The sequence below is a fragment of the Amycolatopsis sp. TRM77291 genome, assembly GCF_054166285.1.
This window is the reverse complement of sequence record NZ_JBSZHF010000001.1, coordinates 4947006-4960771: the sequence shown is the minus strand read 5'-3', so window position 1 is coordinate 4960771 and position 13766 is coordinate 4947006. Positions and strand designations below refer to the sequence as shown.

General features: G+C 70.4%; 15 protein-coding genes and 1 tRNA gene. 6 read left to right on the top strand and 10 right to left on the bottom strand.

Annotated features, from left to right (window positions below; all coding sequences use genetic code 11):
• Positions 1-43: 43 nt before the first annotated feature.
• Positions 44-1120, bottom strand: a complete 1077-nt coding sequence (locus ACXIZN_RS22925) for a substrate-binding domain-containing protein (protein WP_457956793.1) — start codon at positions 1118-1120, stop codon at positions 44-46.
• Between the two features lie 87 nt (positions 1121-1207).
• Between ACXIZN_RS22925 and ACXIZN_RS22920 the strand changes: the two genes are divergently transcribed.
• Positions 1208-1618 carry a MarR family transcriptional regulator gene (locus ACXIZN_RS22920; protein WP_457956792.1) on the top strand — a complete coding sequence of 137 codons (411 nt, stop codon included), beginning with the start codon at positions 1208-1210 and terminating at the stop codon, positions 1616-1618.
• 3 nt (positions 1619-1621) lie between these two features.
• Here ACXIZN_RS22920 and ACXIZN_RS22915 read toward each other — a convergent pair whose 3' ends face one another.
• Positions 1622-2233, bottom strand: a complete 612-nt coding sequence (locus ACXIZN_RS22915; RefSeq protein ID WP_457956791.1) for an MFS transporter — start codon at positions 2231-2233, stop codon at positions 1622-1624.
• A 66-nt stretch (positions 2234-2299) separates the two neighbouring features.
• On the opposite strand from ACXIZN_RS22915, the gene ACXIZN_RS22910 reads away from it, so the two are divergent.
• Genes ACXIZN_RS22910 through ACXIZN_RS22900 form a run of 3 tightly spaced genes read left to right on the top strand, consistent with a single transcriptional unit; the run spans position 2300 to position 4865 of the window.
• Positions 2300-2983 (top strand): response regulator, encoded by a 684-nt coding sequence (locus tag ACXIZN_RS22910; RefSeq protein ID WP_457956789.1) that lies wholly within the window; start codon positions 2300-2302, stop codon positions 2981-2983.
• Positions 2980-4383: an ATP-binding protein gene (locus ACXIZN_RS22905; protein ID WP_457956788.1), complete on the top strand. Its 1404-nt coding sequence runs from the start codon at positions 2980-2982 to the stop codon at positions 4381-4383. The genes ACXIZN_RS22910 and ACXIZN_RS22905 overlap by 4 nt, the downstream gene beginning before the upstream one ends.
• Positions 4380-4865: a hypothetical protein gene (locus ACXIZN_RS22900; protein ID WP_457956786.1), complete on the top strand. Its 486-nt coding sequence runs from the start codon at positions 4380-4382 to the stop codon at positions 4863-4865. Before ACXIZN_RS22905 ends, ACXIZN_RS22900 begins: the two co-directional genes overlap by 4 nt.
• Here ACXIZN_RS22900 and ACXIZN_RS22895 read toward each other — a convergent pair.
• The 7 genes from ACXIZN_RS22895 to ACXIZN_RS22865 all read right to left on the bottom strand — a co-directional run bounded on the left by ACXIZN_RS22895 (position 4862) and on the right by ACXIZN_RS22865 (position 10602).
• A complete protein-coding gene (locus tag ACXIZN_RS22895) occupies positions 4862-6055 on the bottom strand; it encodes an ABC transporter permease (protein ID WP_457956785.1) in 1194 nt (397 codons plus the stop codon). The genes ACXIZN_RS22900 and ACXIZN_RS22895 overlap by 4 nt on opposite strands.
• Positions 6052-6741: an ABC transporter ATP-binding protein gene (locus tag ACXIZN_RS22890; RefSeq protein ID WP_257488469.1), complete on the bottom strand. Its 690-nt coding sequence runs from the start codon at positions 6739-6741 to the stop codon at positions 6052-6054. Before ACXIZN_RS22890 ends, ACXIZN_RS22895 begins: the two co-directional genes overlap by 4 nt.
• Positions 6738-7790 (bottom strand): peptidoglycan-binding protein, encoded by a 1053-nt coding sequence (locus tag ACXIZN_RS22885; protein WP_457956783.1) that lies wholly within the window; start codon positions 7788-7790, stop codon positions 6738-6740. The genes ACXIZN_RS22890 and ACXIZN_RS22885 overlap by 4 nt, the downstream gene beginning before the upstream one ends.
• Positions 7787-8395, bottom strand: a complete 609-nt coding sequence (locus ACXIZN_RS22880; RefSeq protein WP_457956781.1) for a hypothetical protein — start codon at positions 8393-8395, stop codon at positions 7787-7789. Before ACXIZN_RS22880 ends, ACXIZN_RS22885 begins: the two co-directional genes overlap by 4 nt.
• 264 nt (positions 8396-8659) lie before the next feature.
• Positions 8660-8733, bottom strand: a tRNA-Arg gene (locus ACXIZN_RS22875).
• A gap of 242 nt (positions 8734-8975) precedes the next feature.
• Positions 8976-9365, bottom strand: coding sequence for a peptidase inhibitor family I36 protein (locus ACXIZN_RS22870; protein ID WP_457956780.1), 390 nt, complete (start codon positions 9363-9365; stop codon positions 8976-8978).
• A gap of 187 nt (positions 9366-9552) precedes the next feature.
• Positions 9553-10602 (bottom strand): LacI family DNA-binding transcriptional regulator, encoded by a 1050-nt coding sequence (locus ACXIZN_RS22865; protein WP_457960575.1) that lies wholly within the window; start codon positions 10600-10602, stop codon positions 9553-9555.
• Positions 10603-10723: 121 nt separating this feature from the next.
• Between ACXIZN_RS22865 and ACXIZN_RS22860 the strand changes: the two genes are divergently transcribed.
• Positions 10724-11902: an MFS transporter gene (locus ACXIZN_RS22860; RefSeq protein ID WP_457956778.1), complete on the top strand. Its 1179-nt coding sequence runs from the start codon at positions 10724-10726 to the stop codon at positions 11900-11902.
• A gap of 96 nt (positions 11903-11998) precedes the next feature.
• Entirely contained in the window at positions 11999-13126 is a 1128-nt protein-coding gene (locus ACXIZN_RS22855; protein ID WP_457956777.1) for a sensor histidine kinase, read from the top strand.
• On the opposite strand, the gene ACXIZN_RS22850 is transcribed toward ACXIZN_RS22855, so the two are convergent.
• The gene (locus tag ACXIZN_RS22850) at positions 13100-13738 is read right to left on the bottom strand and encodes a histidine phosphatase family protein (protein ID WP_457956776.1); all 639 of its coding nucleotides are present in this window, start codon (positions 13736-13738) and stop codon (positions 13100-13102) included. The two genes, ACXIZN_RS22855 and ACXIZN_RS22850, sit on opposite strands and share 27 nt — an antisense overlap.
• Positions 13739-13766 lie beyond the last annotated feature (28 nt).

Sequence of the window (13766 nt, the reverse complement as noted above, 5' to 3'; positions counted from 1 at the left end):
AATGAAAGTATGTGGTGCGCCGGAGCGAGTCAAGAGGCGGCTTTCAGAGCCGGGTGAGGACTTCGAAGTCGTAGCCGTCGGCGACCGCGAGATGGACGTGCTGATCCGCCTGCTGCCCGCGGAACTCGATCGTGCCGCGCGGCCCGTGATAGGCGACGCCGTCGATCGCGGCGTTGAGCGCGGGAAGCTCCGGCGTCCCCGCCCTGCCGACGAGTTCGGCCAGCGTGTGCAGCCCCTCGTAACAGGATTCGGCCGCGTTGTTCAAGGCCGGGGCGCCGGGGCCGTGGCGGTCGACGTAACGGCCGAGGAGGTCCATGGCGTCGGCGGTGACCATCGACCGGAAATAGGCGGCGGAGACGTAGAGGTTGCCGGTGGCGTTCGCGCCACTGGCGAGAAGCATGTTCTCCTCCATCAGCGGGCTGAACCGGAGCAGCCGGTCGCTCAGCCCGTGTGCGGCGAAGGCGCGGTTGAAGCGCACCGCGTCCTGCCCGACCAGCAACATGAGTACACCGTCGCTTATGGACTGTTCGACCGCGCGGACCACTGTGGACATGTCGCCCGCGCCCAGCCCGACGAACGCCTCTCCGGTGATGCCCAGGCCGAGATCCTTGGCGTACTGGCGGATCGCTCGGGTCGACCGGTGCGGCCAGACGTAGTCGTCACCGACGACGAACCAGCGCCGGGCCCCGAGATGATCGCGCAGCCAGCGCAGCGCCGGCTCGATCTGGCAGCGCGGCGTCTCGCCCGTGCAGAAGATGCCCGAGCGGCGTTCGCCACCTTCGTAGAGCGACGTGTACACGTACGGCACCCTGTCGGCCACGACCGGCGCGAGCGCGTGCCGGATCGACGAGATGTGCCAGCCACTCACCGCGTCGACCCGTCCGCTGTCGACCAGGCGCCGCACTTCGCCGGCTACTCGCGCGGGAGTGCCGCCGCCGTCGACCACCTCGGCCTCGACCTGCCTGCCGAGGATGCCGCCGGATTGGTTGAGTTCGTGGACGGCCAGCTCCGTGATCGCCTCGCACGAGGGGCCGAACAGCCCGGCCGGTCCCTGCAACGGGACCACCATGGCCACACGCCAGGTGTCGTCGCGGGGCCGGGTGGCGAGGCTTGGGGGCATGGCGCTCCGTGCGGTGGCCCGGTAAGGTCAAAGTGCTTTCACCTGGAAGTATTGCGAGGGTGTCCGGTTTTGGCAAGGGGACGGGATATGGGGACACGCGGCGTCACGGCCGCCGGAATGTCGCTCACCGGCTCGCTCACCCGCGCCGCCCGGGCCGTCGCCGCCAGGGTGGAGCAGGTGCTCGCCAAGGAAGGTCTCACCTTGGACCAATGGCTGGTGCTGGACACGCTGAGCGGCAAGGGCGGCCTCGCCATGGCCGACCTCGCCGACCGGACGCTCGCCACCGCCCCGACGTTGACCAGGGTGGTCGACAAACTCGTGACCACCGCGCAGGCCTATCGCGAGGTCGACGCCGCCGACAGGCGCCGTGTCCTCGTCCACCTCAGCGCCCGTGGCCGCACGACGCACCGGCGCGTGGCCGCGAAGGTGTCGGAGGTCGAGTCCCTTCTCGACGTGCCGGACGAGGTGCTCGCGGTGTTGCGGACGCTCGGCGACTGAAGGTCAGGCGTGCTTCGGCTTGGCCAGCGTGACGATGCCGATGACCCCGGCGACGACGAGCGCGAGGAACACGAACAGCGCGGCCACCACGAACACCACGCGAAAGCCGGTGGCGTCCGAGATCAGCCCGCCGAGGACCGGTGCGATCACCAGGGCGAGGACGCCGAGACCCGCCGTCACCCCGGCCGCTGTGCCGCGACCGGTCCTGAGACGCCGGATCAACGCGACGGTCACGCCGAGGGCGGCGCCCGCGCCGAGTCCGTTGAGCACCCGGCCGACCAGAAGCATCCCGCTGCTGGGCCCGAAGGCGACCAGGAGAACGCCCAGCAGCATGAAGACGAGCGCGGGCACGGTCACCGAGGTCGGGAACCGGGCGCCGGGCAGCAGACCCGCCGGGAAGGCGAGCGCGGCCGCGACGACGTACGCGACGACTCCGTTCAGCAGCAGCGACTGGCTGGACATGCCCAAATCGATCTGCAGGGCCGGCTCACCGTCGAAGCGATAGATCACGGTGAGCAGGAACAGACCGATGAGCGCGGCGAACCCGGGACCGATGACGAGCCACCAGGGAGGACCGGCGGCCGGCTGCGGACCGTTCTGCGTCGGCACATACATGCGCACAACCTATAGCGCGCGGCGAGGTTGATGGACCGGTTCACCGAAGGCGCGATAATCACGATCATGTCCCATGTCCTGCTGATCGAAGACGACGTATCCGTCCGCGATGCGATGGAACTCGTCCTGCGGCGCCACGGTCACGATGTCGATGCCGCCGGCAGCGGTGAGGACGGGCTCGACCTGGTGAGGCGTCCCGGTGCGGGCGGGATCGAGGTGGTCGTGCTGGACCTGATGCTGCCTGGGATGGACGGATTCGAGGTGTGCCGACGGATCCGCGAAGCGCACACGATGCCGATCATCATGCTCACCTCACGCGGCGACGATTCCGACATCGTGAGCGGACTGGAGTCCGGCGCGGACGACTACGTGGTGAAGCCGGTGACGGCGCGGGTACTGGAGGCCAGGATCCGCGCGTCGGTCCGCCGGGTCGCCCCGGCCGTGCGGAACCGTGAAGACTTCGAAGGGCTCGTCCTCGATCGCGCGGGCCTGACCGTCACCAAGAACGGTGTCCCGCTGGCGATCCCGCCGACCGAGCTCCGGCTGCTGCTGGAACTTTCCGCCGCACCCGGCCGGGTCTTCACTCGCGAACAACTGCTGGAACTGGTCTGGGAGCACGACTATTTCGCCGATGTGCGGTTGGTCGACGCCGCCGTCGGACGGTTGCGCGCCAAGATCGAAGACGTCGCTTCCCGGCCGCGCTATGTGCAGACCGTGCGAGGATTCGGCTACCGCTTCGGGCCGCTGTGAGGTTCGGCGGGCTGCGCGGCCGTCTGCTGGTCGCTTTCGTGCTGGTGTCGCTGCTCAGCGCCGCCACCGCCACGGTGCTGGCCTACGACCAGGCACGCGAAGCGATTCTCGAACGCGCGGGTTCCTCCGCTGTGCAGAACTTCCGCGATCGCGTGAACGCGAGTGTCGGGGAATTCGACATCCCGCCCGACCGGCGCGCGCTGAACCGGCTCGCCGAGGCCGTCGCGTCCGGCTCCCGCGACGCGCGGGTCGTCGCGCGATATCAGGACCTGGTCGCGCCCGCCGATCAGGAGGCGATTCCCGCCGGGCTGCGGGAACGGGTGCGGGCCGAGAACCGGCTGAGTTTCCAGCGGGTCGAGTGGAACGGCGGGCCGTGGCTCGTCGTGGGCACACCGGTCGCGTTCGCCGGTTCGGGGCGGCCGTCCGGCGTCGAGGTGTTCGAGGTGATCTCGCTGGGGCCGGAGCAGGATGACATCGCCGCGCTCCTGACCACCGTCCGCGACGGCGTCGTCCCGGTCGTGCTGCTCGCAGCGGTACTCGCCCTGCTCGCCGCCGGCACGGTCCTGCGGCCCGTCCGGCGGCTCGCGAAGGCCACGCGACGGCTGGCGGACGGCGCGCTGGAGACCCGTGTCCCGGTCAAGGGCCGCGACGAACTCGCCGATCTGGCCAAGGACTTCAACGAAACGGCGGACGCGCTGGAATCGTCGGTCGCCGAGATCCGGGAGCAGGAAGCCCGCGCGCGGCGGTTCGTCGCCGACGTCTCCCACGAACTTCGCACCCCGCTCGCCGCGATGACCATGGTGTCGTCCGTGCTCGACGAGGACGCCGACGGCCTGCCACCCGACACGGCCCACGCCGCGAGGACGGTGAGCACCGAGACCGCCGGGCTGGCCCGGCTCGTCGACGACCTCATCGAGATCTCGCGCTTCGACGCCCAGGCCGCGACTTTGACCCGGCAGGACCTCGACGTCGCCGAGGCTCTCCGCGCGACGTTGTCCACGCGGGGCTGGACGGACCAGGTCTCGGCCGAGTTCACGCCCGTGCGAGCCCGGCTCGATCGGCGGCGGCTGGACGTCATCGTCGCCAACCTCGTCGGGAACGCCCTGCGGCACGGCGCGCCCCCGGTGACGGTGGTGCTGCGCTCGACCCCGGACGACGTGCTCGTCGAGGTCTCCGATCACGGGCCAGGGCTCTCGGCCGAAGCCGCGCGGCATGTGTTCGAGCGCTTCTACAAGGCGGACAGTGCCCGTACGCGATCCGAAGGCAGTGGCCTGGGGCTGGCCATCGCCCAGGAGAACGCGTGCCTGCACGGCGGGCTCATCACCCACTTCGATCGCGAAGGCGGTGGCGCGGTGTTCCTTCTCCGGCTGCCCCGCGATGGAAAGGAGGCCGGCCGATGAAACGTCTGGTCGTGTCGCTCGTGGCCGTGGCCCTCGTCACCGGCTGTGGCGTGCGGCCGACCGAAGTACTCGACGGCGGCGCACCGGCTTCCGGGATCCCCGAAGGGATGCGGATCTACTTCGCCTCGGATCGAGGGCTGCGCGGGGTTTCCCGTCCCGACAAGGAGATCACCGAGCTCGCCGCCGCGGTCAAACTCGTCATGGCGGGACCGAACGAAGCCGAACTCGTAGCCGGGCTCACCGATCTGACCGCCATCACCGGCGAATTCTCCGCGTCCGCCATCGAAGGTCACGTGACCCTGCGGCTGCCGCGGACGCCGGTGACCGGTGTCGCCGGGATGGCCGCCGGTCAGCTGGTCTGCACCCTTGCGCGGGCCGAGTCCCTGCTGCACGGGACCCGGCCCGACGCGGTACGGGTGACCGTCGTGGCACAGGGGGGCGCCGTCGGTCCGTACCAGTGCTCCCAGTTCCTGACCGGCTAGGCCGCGTTGAGCGCGATGGTGGGGTGAAGCCGGGAGGCCCGGACGGCCGGATAGAGACCCGCGACCACACCGATCACGAGCGTCGCGGCCAGTCCCGCGCCCAGCGACCACGGTGGGACGACCGCCGTCCAGCCCTGTGCCTCGGCGAAACCGATGGTCGCGCCCGCGCCGAGCAGCGCGCCCGCCACGCCGCCGAGCGCGGACAGCAGCAGCGATTCGGTGAGGAACTGGAGAAGGATCGCGTTCTTCGTGGCGCCGAGAGCCCGCCGGAGCCCGATCTCGCGGCGCCGTTCCAGTACCGAGACGACCATCGTGTTCGCGACCCCGACCCCGCCGACGAGCAACGCGACCGCGCCCAGCCCCAGCATGAGCGTGGTCAGCCCCTTGTCCGTGGCGGCCTTGGCCACCAGTGCGTCGGACGGCCTCGACACCTTCACGGAATGCTCGTCGCCAGGGTTGACCGTGCGGGCCAGCACGCCGCGGACGGCTTCCACCGAGGCATCGGAAGACCGCTCGAAGATCGTGGTCGGATGCCCGTCGAAGCCGAAGAACCGTTCCGCGACAGGGAAACCGACCAACGCGACCCGGTCGAGGTTCGGCACGAGCTCGACCGGTGCCAGTATCCCGATGACCACGAACCATTCGTCGTTCATGAGGATCTTGGCGCCGGGCTCGGTCACGCCCAGCCGCCCGGCCGCGACCGATCCGAGCACGACGGCCGGTACGCGCTCGCCTGCCGGATCCAGCCAGCGGCCCCGCTCGACCCGCGCGCCCAGCGCGTCGAGCAGATCGATGCGCGTGGCCTGGGTGGTGACGCCCGGAGCCAGTTCCGCCGGGACGGCGTCACTGCGCCGAACCCGCGCGTCGACCTCGGCCGTCGCGGTGACCTTCTCGACCGGGCCGATCCGCTCGACCATCGCGACCGCGGCCTTGGGGAGTTTCACCGGTTCGCCGTCGGCGTCCTTTCCCGCCTCGACGGTCAGCAGGTTCGTGCCGAGCCGGTCCAGCTGCGCCATCAGGTCGGCCCGGCTGGACGTGGACAGCCCCACCACCGCGACCATCGTCGCGATGCCGATGGCGATCCCGAGCGCGGACAGCACCACTCTCGTCCGGCGCGTCCGCAGCCCGCTCACTCCCACCCGGAGGATGTCGGGAGGAGAGAGCCGGGCGGGTTTCAGCGGCGTGCTCACGACGTGGCCACCGCCGCCCTGGTGTCGGAGACGATCGCGCCGTCCCGCAGCCCGACGCGCCGGGGTAGCCGTGCCGCGATCCCGGTGTCGTGGGTGATGACGCAGATCGTCGTACCGCTCGCGTTCAACTCGCGGATCAGGTTCAGCACCACCTCGCCGGACGCGGTGTCCAGCGCTCCGGTCGGCTCGTCGGCCAGGAGCAGGCCGGGCTCGCCGGCCAGGGCCCGCGCGATCGCCACACGCTGCTTCTCCCCGCCGGACAACTCCTCGGGCGTGTGGTCCAGCCGGTGACCGAGACCGACTCGGCCGAGGGCCGCCCGCGCCCTGTCGCGACGCTGCCTCCTCGGTACGCCCGCGTAGAGCAACCCGTCGGCGACGTTGGTCACGGCGTCTCGGCCCGGTGCCAGATGGAACTGCTGGAACACGAATCCGATGTGCCGGGCACGCAAGGCCGACAGCCCGGCGTCCGACAGGCCACCGACGTCGTAACCGGCCACCCGCACCGTGCCCGACGTGGCGCGGTCGAGCGTGCCGATCAGGTTGAGCAGGGTGGACTTGCCCGACCCCGACGGGCCGACGATGGCGACCAGTTCGCCCTCGTCGATCCGGAGGTCCACGCCGCGCAGCGCGGTCACGTCGCCGGGATAGGACTTGGTGGCCTCGATCAGCTCGATCACCGCCGTCATGGCTTGGCCGCTCCCACCTGCATGCCTTCGGCCAGTCCGGCGCCGGTGACCTCGATCCGGCCGTCGGCGCTCATGCCCGTCTCGACCCGTACGGTCGTGGTCGTGGACGCGCGGACGATCTGCAGGCCGTAGCCGCCTTCACGCAGCGCGACGATGGCCTCGACCGGGACGGTCAGCACCCCCTTCCTGCTCTCTTGGATGAATTTCACGCTGGAGGTCCCGGTGGGCTCCTCGGGTACCGCGGCGCCGTCGTCCAGGGTGATCTCGACCTGGGTCCCGGTGGTGGCCTCGGTGCCGTTCCCGGACTCGGCCTTGACCGTCCCGGACACCTGACCGGCCGCCGTGCCACCCTCCGGCAACCTGACCTCGACCCGGGTGCCCGCCTTCGCCAGCGCCCGGTCGTCCTTGTCCAGCTGGACCCGCACGACCGGCTTGGTCGACGCGATCGTCAGGACGGGCTTGTCCGCGCCGATCTGGTCGGCCAAGGCGGCGTCGGCGGCGACCACCCGCACCGGCCCTGGCTGGAACACCAGGTCGCCTTTGCCGAGGTCACCGGTCGGTTCCAGGACGCCGAGCGCCTTCTGCCAGGACTTCACCGCGGACTGGGTGGCTTCGTCGTACTTGTTGTCGACGGGCAGGCCGCGTGCCCGGCCGAGGTCGCGGAGGTTTCGCTTCACCTGTTGGACGTCCGGCCCCAGCGTGCCGACGGTCAGGTCACGGAACATCGGCGTCGACCCGTAGAGCAGGACCACCGGCCGGGCGTCCCGCTTGTACAGGATCTGACCTCGCTCCAACGTCTTGCCCGGTTCGGCGGCCTGCGTCACCGTTCCCTCCACCGGGGATTTCACGGCGCGGCGGTTCGCGTAGTCGAAGTGGCCGTCGACGGTCTTGCTCCGCACCAGGTCGGCGCGCGTGATCTCGGCGACCGCCGGCGGCGCGCTCGCGGTGACCGCCTTGCCGCCGGAGTCGTCGCCGACCACGACGAAGACGCCCGTTCCGGCCACGGTCACCACCGCCGTCACCGCGCCGGCCACCAGCCAGCGCTTCACTGCATACCTTGCGCTTGCTCGATGAGCTTGTCCCGGCACGCGGTCTCCGCCTGGTTGTACGCCGGAGAGTTCGTGTCGAGCTGCGGGTCGGCCGGATTCGGGTCGCCACCGGGCTGGGCGACCCCGTTCTGCATGCTCGGATTCGTGAACTTGCTGACGCCGTTGGCCCGCATGCACTGGGCGTGGGCCAGGAGCGACTCGTACACCTTCTGCTGGTCTTTCTGCGGCTCCAGCTGCATCGCCTTCTGCATCGGCTCCTTGCATGCCTGCATGGCCGCGCTGAGCCTCGTCTGGGAGTCCTTCCGTTCCTCCTCTTCCTGAACGACCTCGATCTTGGTCCAGTCGGCGTAACCGGAAAGCAAGGGATCCGGCCAGTCCTTCAAACCTTCCTTGCGCATGCACTGCGTGTAGGCGAGTTGCGCGTCGTAGAAGGCACTCTTCCCCTCAGCCTGCGGGGCGGCAGAGGAAGTGACCGGTGCGGCCACGCCCGGCGGGTTCGCCGACGCGATGTCCGCCTTCTGCTTCTCGCCACCACACGCCGCCAAAAGCACCAATGGGAGGGCCAGCAACGCGGCCAGCCGCCTGGAACGGGTTTCGCTGCTCATGCGGACGAGCATGCGAGGGGCACATGGTCGTCCTTCTACGAAGACATGATGGGAACGTAACAACGCGACGCCACGCTGCTAGGACGTGATCTTCCCGACAAGGCACGTGTACCCGAGAACGCCGGGTGCTTCGGGGAAAGATGACGAACTGCCGGATCGAGAGGTGAACAAGCGGCGAACCCCGGCTCGAAGGCGTTCCGCCCGAGTCTTGGGAAGGCCTGCCGCGAAGCGCGTTCGCGCCTCGCGACAGGACCGTCTGCGACGTGCCCCCGGCAGGACTTGAACCTGCGACCTAGAGATTAGAAGGCTCTTGCTCTATCCAGCTGAGCTACGAGGGCCGACGTCGGCGACGTTGGGTGTCGCCCAGCATCGGCAGCTTAGCCGTCGCCAACCTGTCGATCGTTCGACACCGCCAGATCGTTTCAGGTCGAGCCCACCCTTTTTTGGAACGCCCGTGAGCGCGTCACGACGCGGGGTGACGCGCTCACGGGCCGGGGCCGCTTCGGGGGAGCGGCCCCTGGGTTCGCGCAGGTCGCGAGTCGACTCGTCCGCGAGCGACCGGCACGAACCGCCGGGGTGGTCAGTCCCAGATCTTGAGGGCGCGGATCACGAACGGGCCCTGGGGTACGTAGGTGCCGCCACCCGGATAGGTGATGAAATCTCCCTCCGTGGTGCACTCCTCGCTCTGATAAATCGTCACGTCCCGGCTCAGCCGGTTGACGAACGAATGCCCGTCGAAGCCTTCGGGTAAGGGAATGCATTCGTCGGGATTGGCGGTGCGCAGGTCGAATTTGTGCACCGCGCCGCCGTACGATTCCGCGCCCCAGACGCAGAACTCGCCCTTCTGACAGGCGGGTTCGGCAGGCGCGGTGGTGGCGCTCGCGGCTCCGGCGCTGGTCAGCAGGCCGAACATGGCCAGCAGGAGGACGTGCGGGAGGCGGGCGCGCAGGTTCGTCAAACGTCGTTGCATGGCTGGGTTCTCCCCCGTGAATCGGCGGCTCGATCGCCGTCGGTGAATGTGTGATTCCACGATGGCGCGCGGGGAAGGGTTTGTCTGCCCGCATTTCTACTTCTGTGGATAAGTAGTTGTGCGCCGCTCGATCGGGGCGAGTTGTCCACATATCGCCGGGGCGCCTTGCGCGTGCCGGAATCGGCTGCTACACGGGCGCGGTGGAGTCCCGGACGACCAGTTCGGCAGGTATCTCGGCGGGCGCGGGGGCCTTCTCCCCGCGCAGCAGGCCCAGCACCAGTCCGCCCGCCGCCCGTCCCTTGGCGGCGAGGTCCTGCCGGACCGTCGTCAGCGGTGGTTCGGACCACCGGGCGGGGGAGACGTCGTCGTAGCCCACGACCGACAGGTCACCCGGGACCGACAGGCCGAGCTGCCTGGCGGCCGAAATCGCCGCCAGGGCGAGCAGATCCGACATGCACAGCAGCGCCGTCGGCCGTGGCCGCCGGTCCAGGAGGCCGAAAGCGCTCGGGAGAGCTGCTTCGACCGACAGCCCGGACGCCTCCCAGATCGGCACGTCGGCCGCCGGGATCCCCGCCTCGGCCAGCGTCTCCAGGTAGCCGGCCATCCGTTCGCGGTTGTCGTGGAACCGGCTGTTCCCGGCCTCGGCCACGCTCAGTTCGCCGCCGCGCGGAGCCGAGAGGCATTGCGCCGAGAAGATCCCGATCCGCCGGTGCCCGAGCTCCACCAGGTGCCGCGCCGCGGCGGCCGCTCCGGCCCGGTCCGCGACGCCGATCCTCGCCGCACCGCGGATATGCGGCTGGTCGATCACCACCAGCGGCAGGCCCCGGTCCCGGACCGCGGTCAGCGCCGGGGCGCCGTCGGCCAGCGAATACGCCACCGCGATGTCGGCCTGCGCGGTCAGGATCCGCTCCGCGCGCGGGCCGCCGCTCTCACCATCGCCGGGCAGCAGCAGAAGGGCGTGCCCTTCGGGGTCGACGACGGTCGAGAGCGCGTCGAGGGTGACCGACAACGCGGGATCCGAGAACGCCGTCGAAAGATTCGTGTCGAGCAGGACGGCGATCGCGCCGGTGCGGCTGGTGGCGAGGCTGCGGGCGGTCGGGTTCGGCCCGGCGTACCCGATCTTCTTGGCCGCGCGAAGCACCTCTTCACGCAGCTGGGCGGACAGCTGATCGGGCCGGTTGTAGGCGTTGGAGACCGTCGCGCGCGACACCCCGACGGCGTCGGCGACATCGTCCAACGTCGGCCTTCGCCGTCGCGTGCTGGTCACCGCCGCAGTCTAGTCCCGGCCGGAGCCGGTGGACTTTCTGAAGCGCTTAAGTCATTCTGGGGACAGAGGAATCGAAAGGAGACTGGGGTCTATGCGTGACCGTACGGCCGTTTTCGTCGTGTTCGCGCTCAACGGGGCCGCGCTCGGCTCCTGGGCGCCACGGACGCCGGCGTTGTCGGAAAGGGTGGACGCCTCTCCGGGTGTCTTCGGGCTCGCCCTGCTGGGCGCCAGCGTCGGCATGCTGCTCGCGGCCTCGGTCTCGGGGCGGCTGATCGAGCGGTACGGCGCCCGCGCGGTGGTCGCGGGCAGCACGATCATCGCCTGTGCGGCGTTGCCGATGATCGGCTTCGCGACGTCGGTCGTCCTGCTCGCCGGGGCGTTGTTCGTCCTCGGGGCGAGCGTCGGCGCGCTCGACGTGGCGATGAACGTCGCCGGAGTCGAGGTGGAGCGCCGGTCCGGACGCGCGATCATGCCGATCCTGCACGCCGGGTTCAGCTTCGGGGCGCTGGCGGGCTCTGTCGCCGCGGGGTTCGCCGCGTCGCACCACTGGTCGCCGGGGAGGCATCTGACGGTCGCCGCGCTGGCCGCTCTGGTGGTGCTCGCCCTCGTCATCGCCGCCGTGCCCGGCGCGCGGCCCGAACGCACCGAGCCCGTCGAGAAGCCGCGAGTGGCACCGATCAAGCGTCCCGTCCTCTGGCTGCTCGCCGCCATCGCGCTGTTCTCGGCGATCGCGGAGGGCGCGAGTTCGGACTGGTCCGCCCTGCTGATGACGTCCGTGCACGGGGTCGGCGACGGCGCCGCCGCCTTCGCGTACTCGGGATTCGCCCTGGCCATGGCGCTCGCCAGGCTCGCGGGCGCCTGGCTTCAGAACCGTTTCGGCGCGACGCGCGCGCTGGCGGTGGGTGCCGGGATCGCCGCGGCGGGCCTCGTGCTCGCCGCGCTGGCCCACGTTCCGGTGTTCGGGTTCGTCGGCTTCGCGCTGGCGGGTGCTGGACTTGCCGCGGCCTTCCCGATCGCCTTGAGCCTCGCGGGCGCGTCGGGCAAACGCGCAGACGGGACGGGAGGCGAGCGCGAACTGGCCTTCGTCACCGCGATCGCCTACACCGGTTTCCTCGCCGGTCCGCCGCTGATCGGCGGGATCGCGCAGGTGACGTCGCTTTCGGTGTCGTTCCTGTTCGTCGGGCTGACCGCCGCGCTGATCGTGCCGTCCGCGGTGGCCGCGGCGCGGGCGGGGAAACGGGAGGAGGCGGTCGAACCCGTCGCCCGTTGACATCTCCGCCGGACCACGGGCAAGCTGACACCTCGGTAAACTGAAATGAATGCGCTTCGGTCGCTGTTTCAGAAAGGCTCATCCGGGGAGGCGCTGATGCTCGGGGGTGGCGGAGGTATCCCGGCTCGGCTGGTGCGGACCACGGTGCCCTGGCTCGCCGGGGTCCCGGTGGCGTTCCGGCTGGCGATGCTGGTGCAGGCGCTGTGGGCGGCGGGCGCGGGCTCGTCGGTGCTGTGGACGTTCGTGGCGCTGCACCTGGTGCCCAACGTCGTCGCGGCCGTCTGGATCTTCCGCTGGTCCGCGGCCGGGACGAGGCTGGTCCCGGTGGTGGACAGCGCGTTCGCCGTGCTCTTCGTCGTCGGGGCCGCGCCGTTCGCGCGGGACACCGCGATCACGTCGATCACCTGGACCCATCTGATGGGCACGGTGATGATCTGGGCACTGCTGCGCGGCGCGGCTGCCGGAGCGCTGGCCATCGTGGCCGCGGTGGTACCGCACACGCTGCTGGACCCGGCCTCCTCGCTCGGTCTCCTGCTCACGCTCGCGACCGCGCTGGTGGTGTCGCTCGCGGTCGCCGGACTGGTCGGGGCGTCGATGCGGTTCGCGGTCGGATTCGGGGAGCAGCAGGGCCGGGCGGCGGAACGCGAACGGCACCGCCGCGACGTCCACGACACCGTCCTGCAGGTGATGGAATCGTTCGCGATCCCGGCGCCCGCCGACGAACTCGACCCGGCGGCCAGCCTCGACCGCGTCCGCCGGACCGCGCGCGCCCAGGCGATGCGCATCCGGATCAGCCTCGAACACGAATCCGCCGAAAGGATCGGGCTGCACCAGCGGCTACGGCTGCTCGCCGCCGAAATGGCCGCGGAGGGGCTGCGCGCCGAGGTCGTCGTTCAGGACGATGCCGCGCCGGAGCTTTCGGAGGAGGCGGCCATGGCGCTGCACGACTCCGCCAGGGAAGCCTTGCGCAACACGCTGAAGCACTCCGGGACCAGACGGGCCGTGGTGAGCGTCGAAGAGATCAGCGGCGGGGTTTCGCTGACGGTGCGCGACCACGGCGCCGGATTCGACGTCGGCGACCGGCGGCGCGGCTTCGGCCTCGAGAACTCGATCATCGCTCGGATGGCGGAGATCGGCGGCTTCGCGCGGATCGAATCCAGCCCGGGCCTGGGAACGAGGGTGGTGCTCCTCGCCCCCTCAGCCTTGAGTCTCCCCGTCGGGTGAGTCCCGCCACTGGAGGAACGGACGGTCCAGCGTCCACTTGCCGTCCACCCGCTCCACGACGCGGTACTCGCAGGTCTTCGGGTTGGACAGGGACTCGAACAGCTCGATGCTCCAGCCGAAGAGCCGCCGGCACAGCAAGCGGATGGTGAGCCCGTGTGAGACGACCAGCACGGTTTCGGGGTGATCTTCGCCGCACGCCGCCAGTTCGCTGAGGAACGCCGCGACCCGGTCGTCGACGTCCGCCCCGGACTCGCCGAACGGGAGCCGGTAGAAGAAGTGCCCGAACTCGTGGCGGCGTTGTTTCTGGACCTCCTGCTCCAGCGGGTCCTGGAGGTTGCCCCAGTCCTGTTCCCGCAGCCTCGGCTCCGGCACGATCCGCTCGCAGGTGTCCCGGATGTCCAGCAGCCGCAACGTTTCCCACGTCCGCTGATAGGGGCTGACGTAAACCGCCGTCCGACGGCCGCCGAGGACCTCCTTGAGCTCCGGGCCCGCCAGCTTCGCCTGCTCACGACCGGTGCCGGTCAGCGGCAGGGCGTGGTCGGGGATCCGGGTGTAGGCGAGCTCGTCGACGTTGCCGAGCGACTCGGCATGCCTCAGCAGGATGATCCGCACGCCGCCATCTTGCCGGTTGCGCGTTCGG

Coding starts and splice junctions, on each gene's coding strand:
- ACXIZN_RS22855 (WP_457956777.1), top strand. CDS start 11,999: ATGCTCGGGGGTGGCGGAGGTATCCCGGCTCGGCTGGTGCGGACCACG.
- ACXIZN_RS22900 (WP_457956786.1), top strand. CDS start 4,380: ATGAAACGTCTGGTCGTGTCGCTCGTGGCCGTGGCCCTCGTCACCGGC.
- ACXIZN_RS22915 (WP_457956791.1), bottom strand. CDS start 2,233: ATGTATGTGCCGACGCAGAACGGTCCGCAGCCGGCCGCCGGTCCTCCC.
- ACXIZN_RS22890 (WP_257488469.1), bottom strand. CDS start 6,741: ATGACGGCGGTGATCGAGCTGATCGAGGCCACCAAGTCCTATCCCGGC.
- ACXIZN_RS22860 (WP_457956778.1), top strand. CDS start 10,724: ATGCGTGACCGTACGGCCGTTTTCGTCGTGTTCGCGCTCAACGGGGCC.
- ACXIZN_RS22925 (WP_457956793.1), bottom strand. CDS start 1,120: ATGCCCCCAAGCCTCGCCACCCGGCCCCGCGACGACACCTGGCGTGTG.
- ACXIZN_RS22920 (WP_457956792.1), top strand. CDS start 1,208: ATGGGGACACGCGGCGTCACGGCCGCCGGAATGTCGCTCACCGGCTCG.
- ACXIZN_RS22870 (WP_457956780.1), bottom strand. CDS start 9,365: ATGCAACGACGTTTGACGAACCTGCGCGCCCGCCTCCCGCACGTCCTC.
- ACXIZN_RS22910 (WP_457956789.1), top strand. CDS start 2,300: ATGTCCCATGTCCTGCTGATCGAAGACGACGTATCCGTCCGCGATGCG.
- ACXIZN_RS22880 (WP_457956781.1), bottom strand. CDS start 8,395: ATGAGCAGCGAAACCCGTTCCAGGCGGCTGGCCGCGTTGCTGGCCCTC.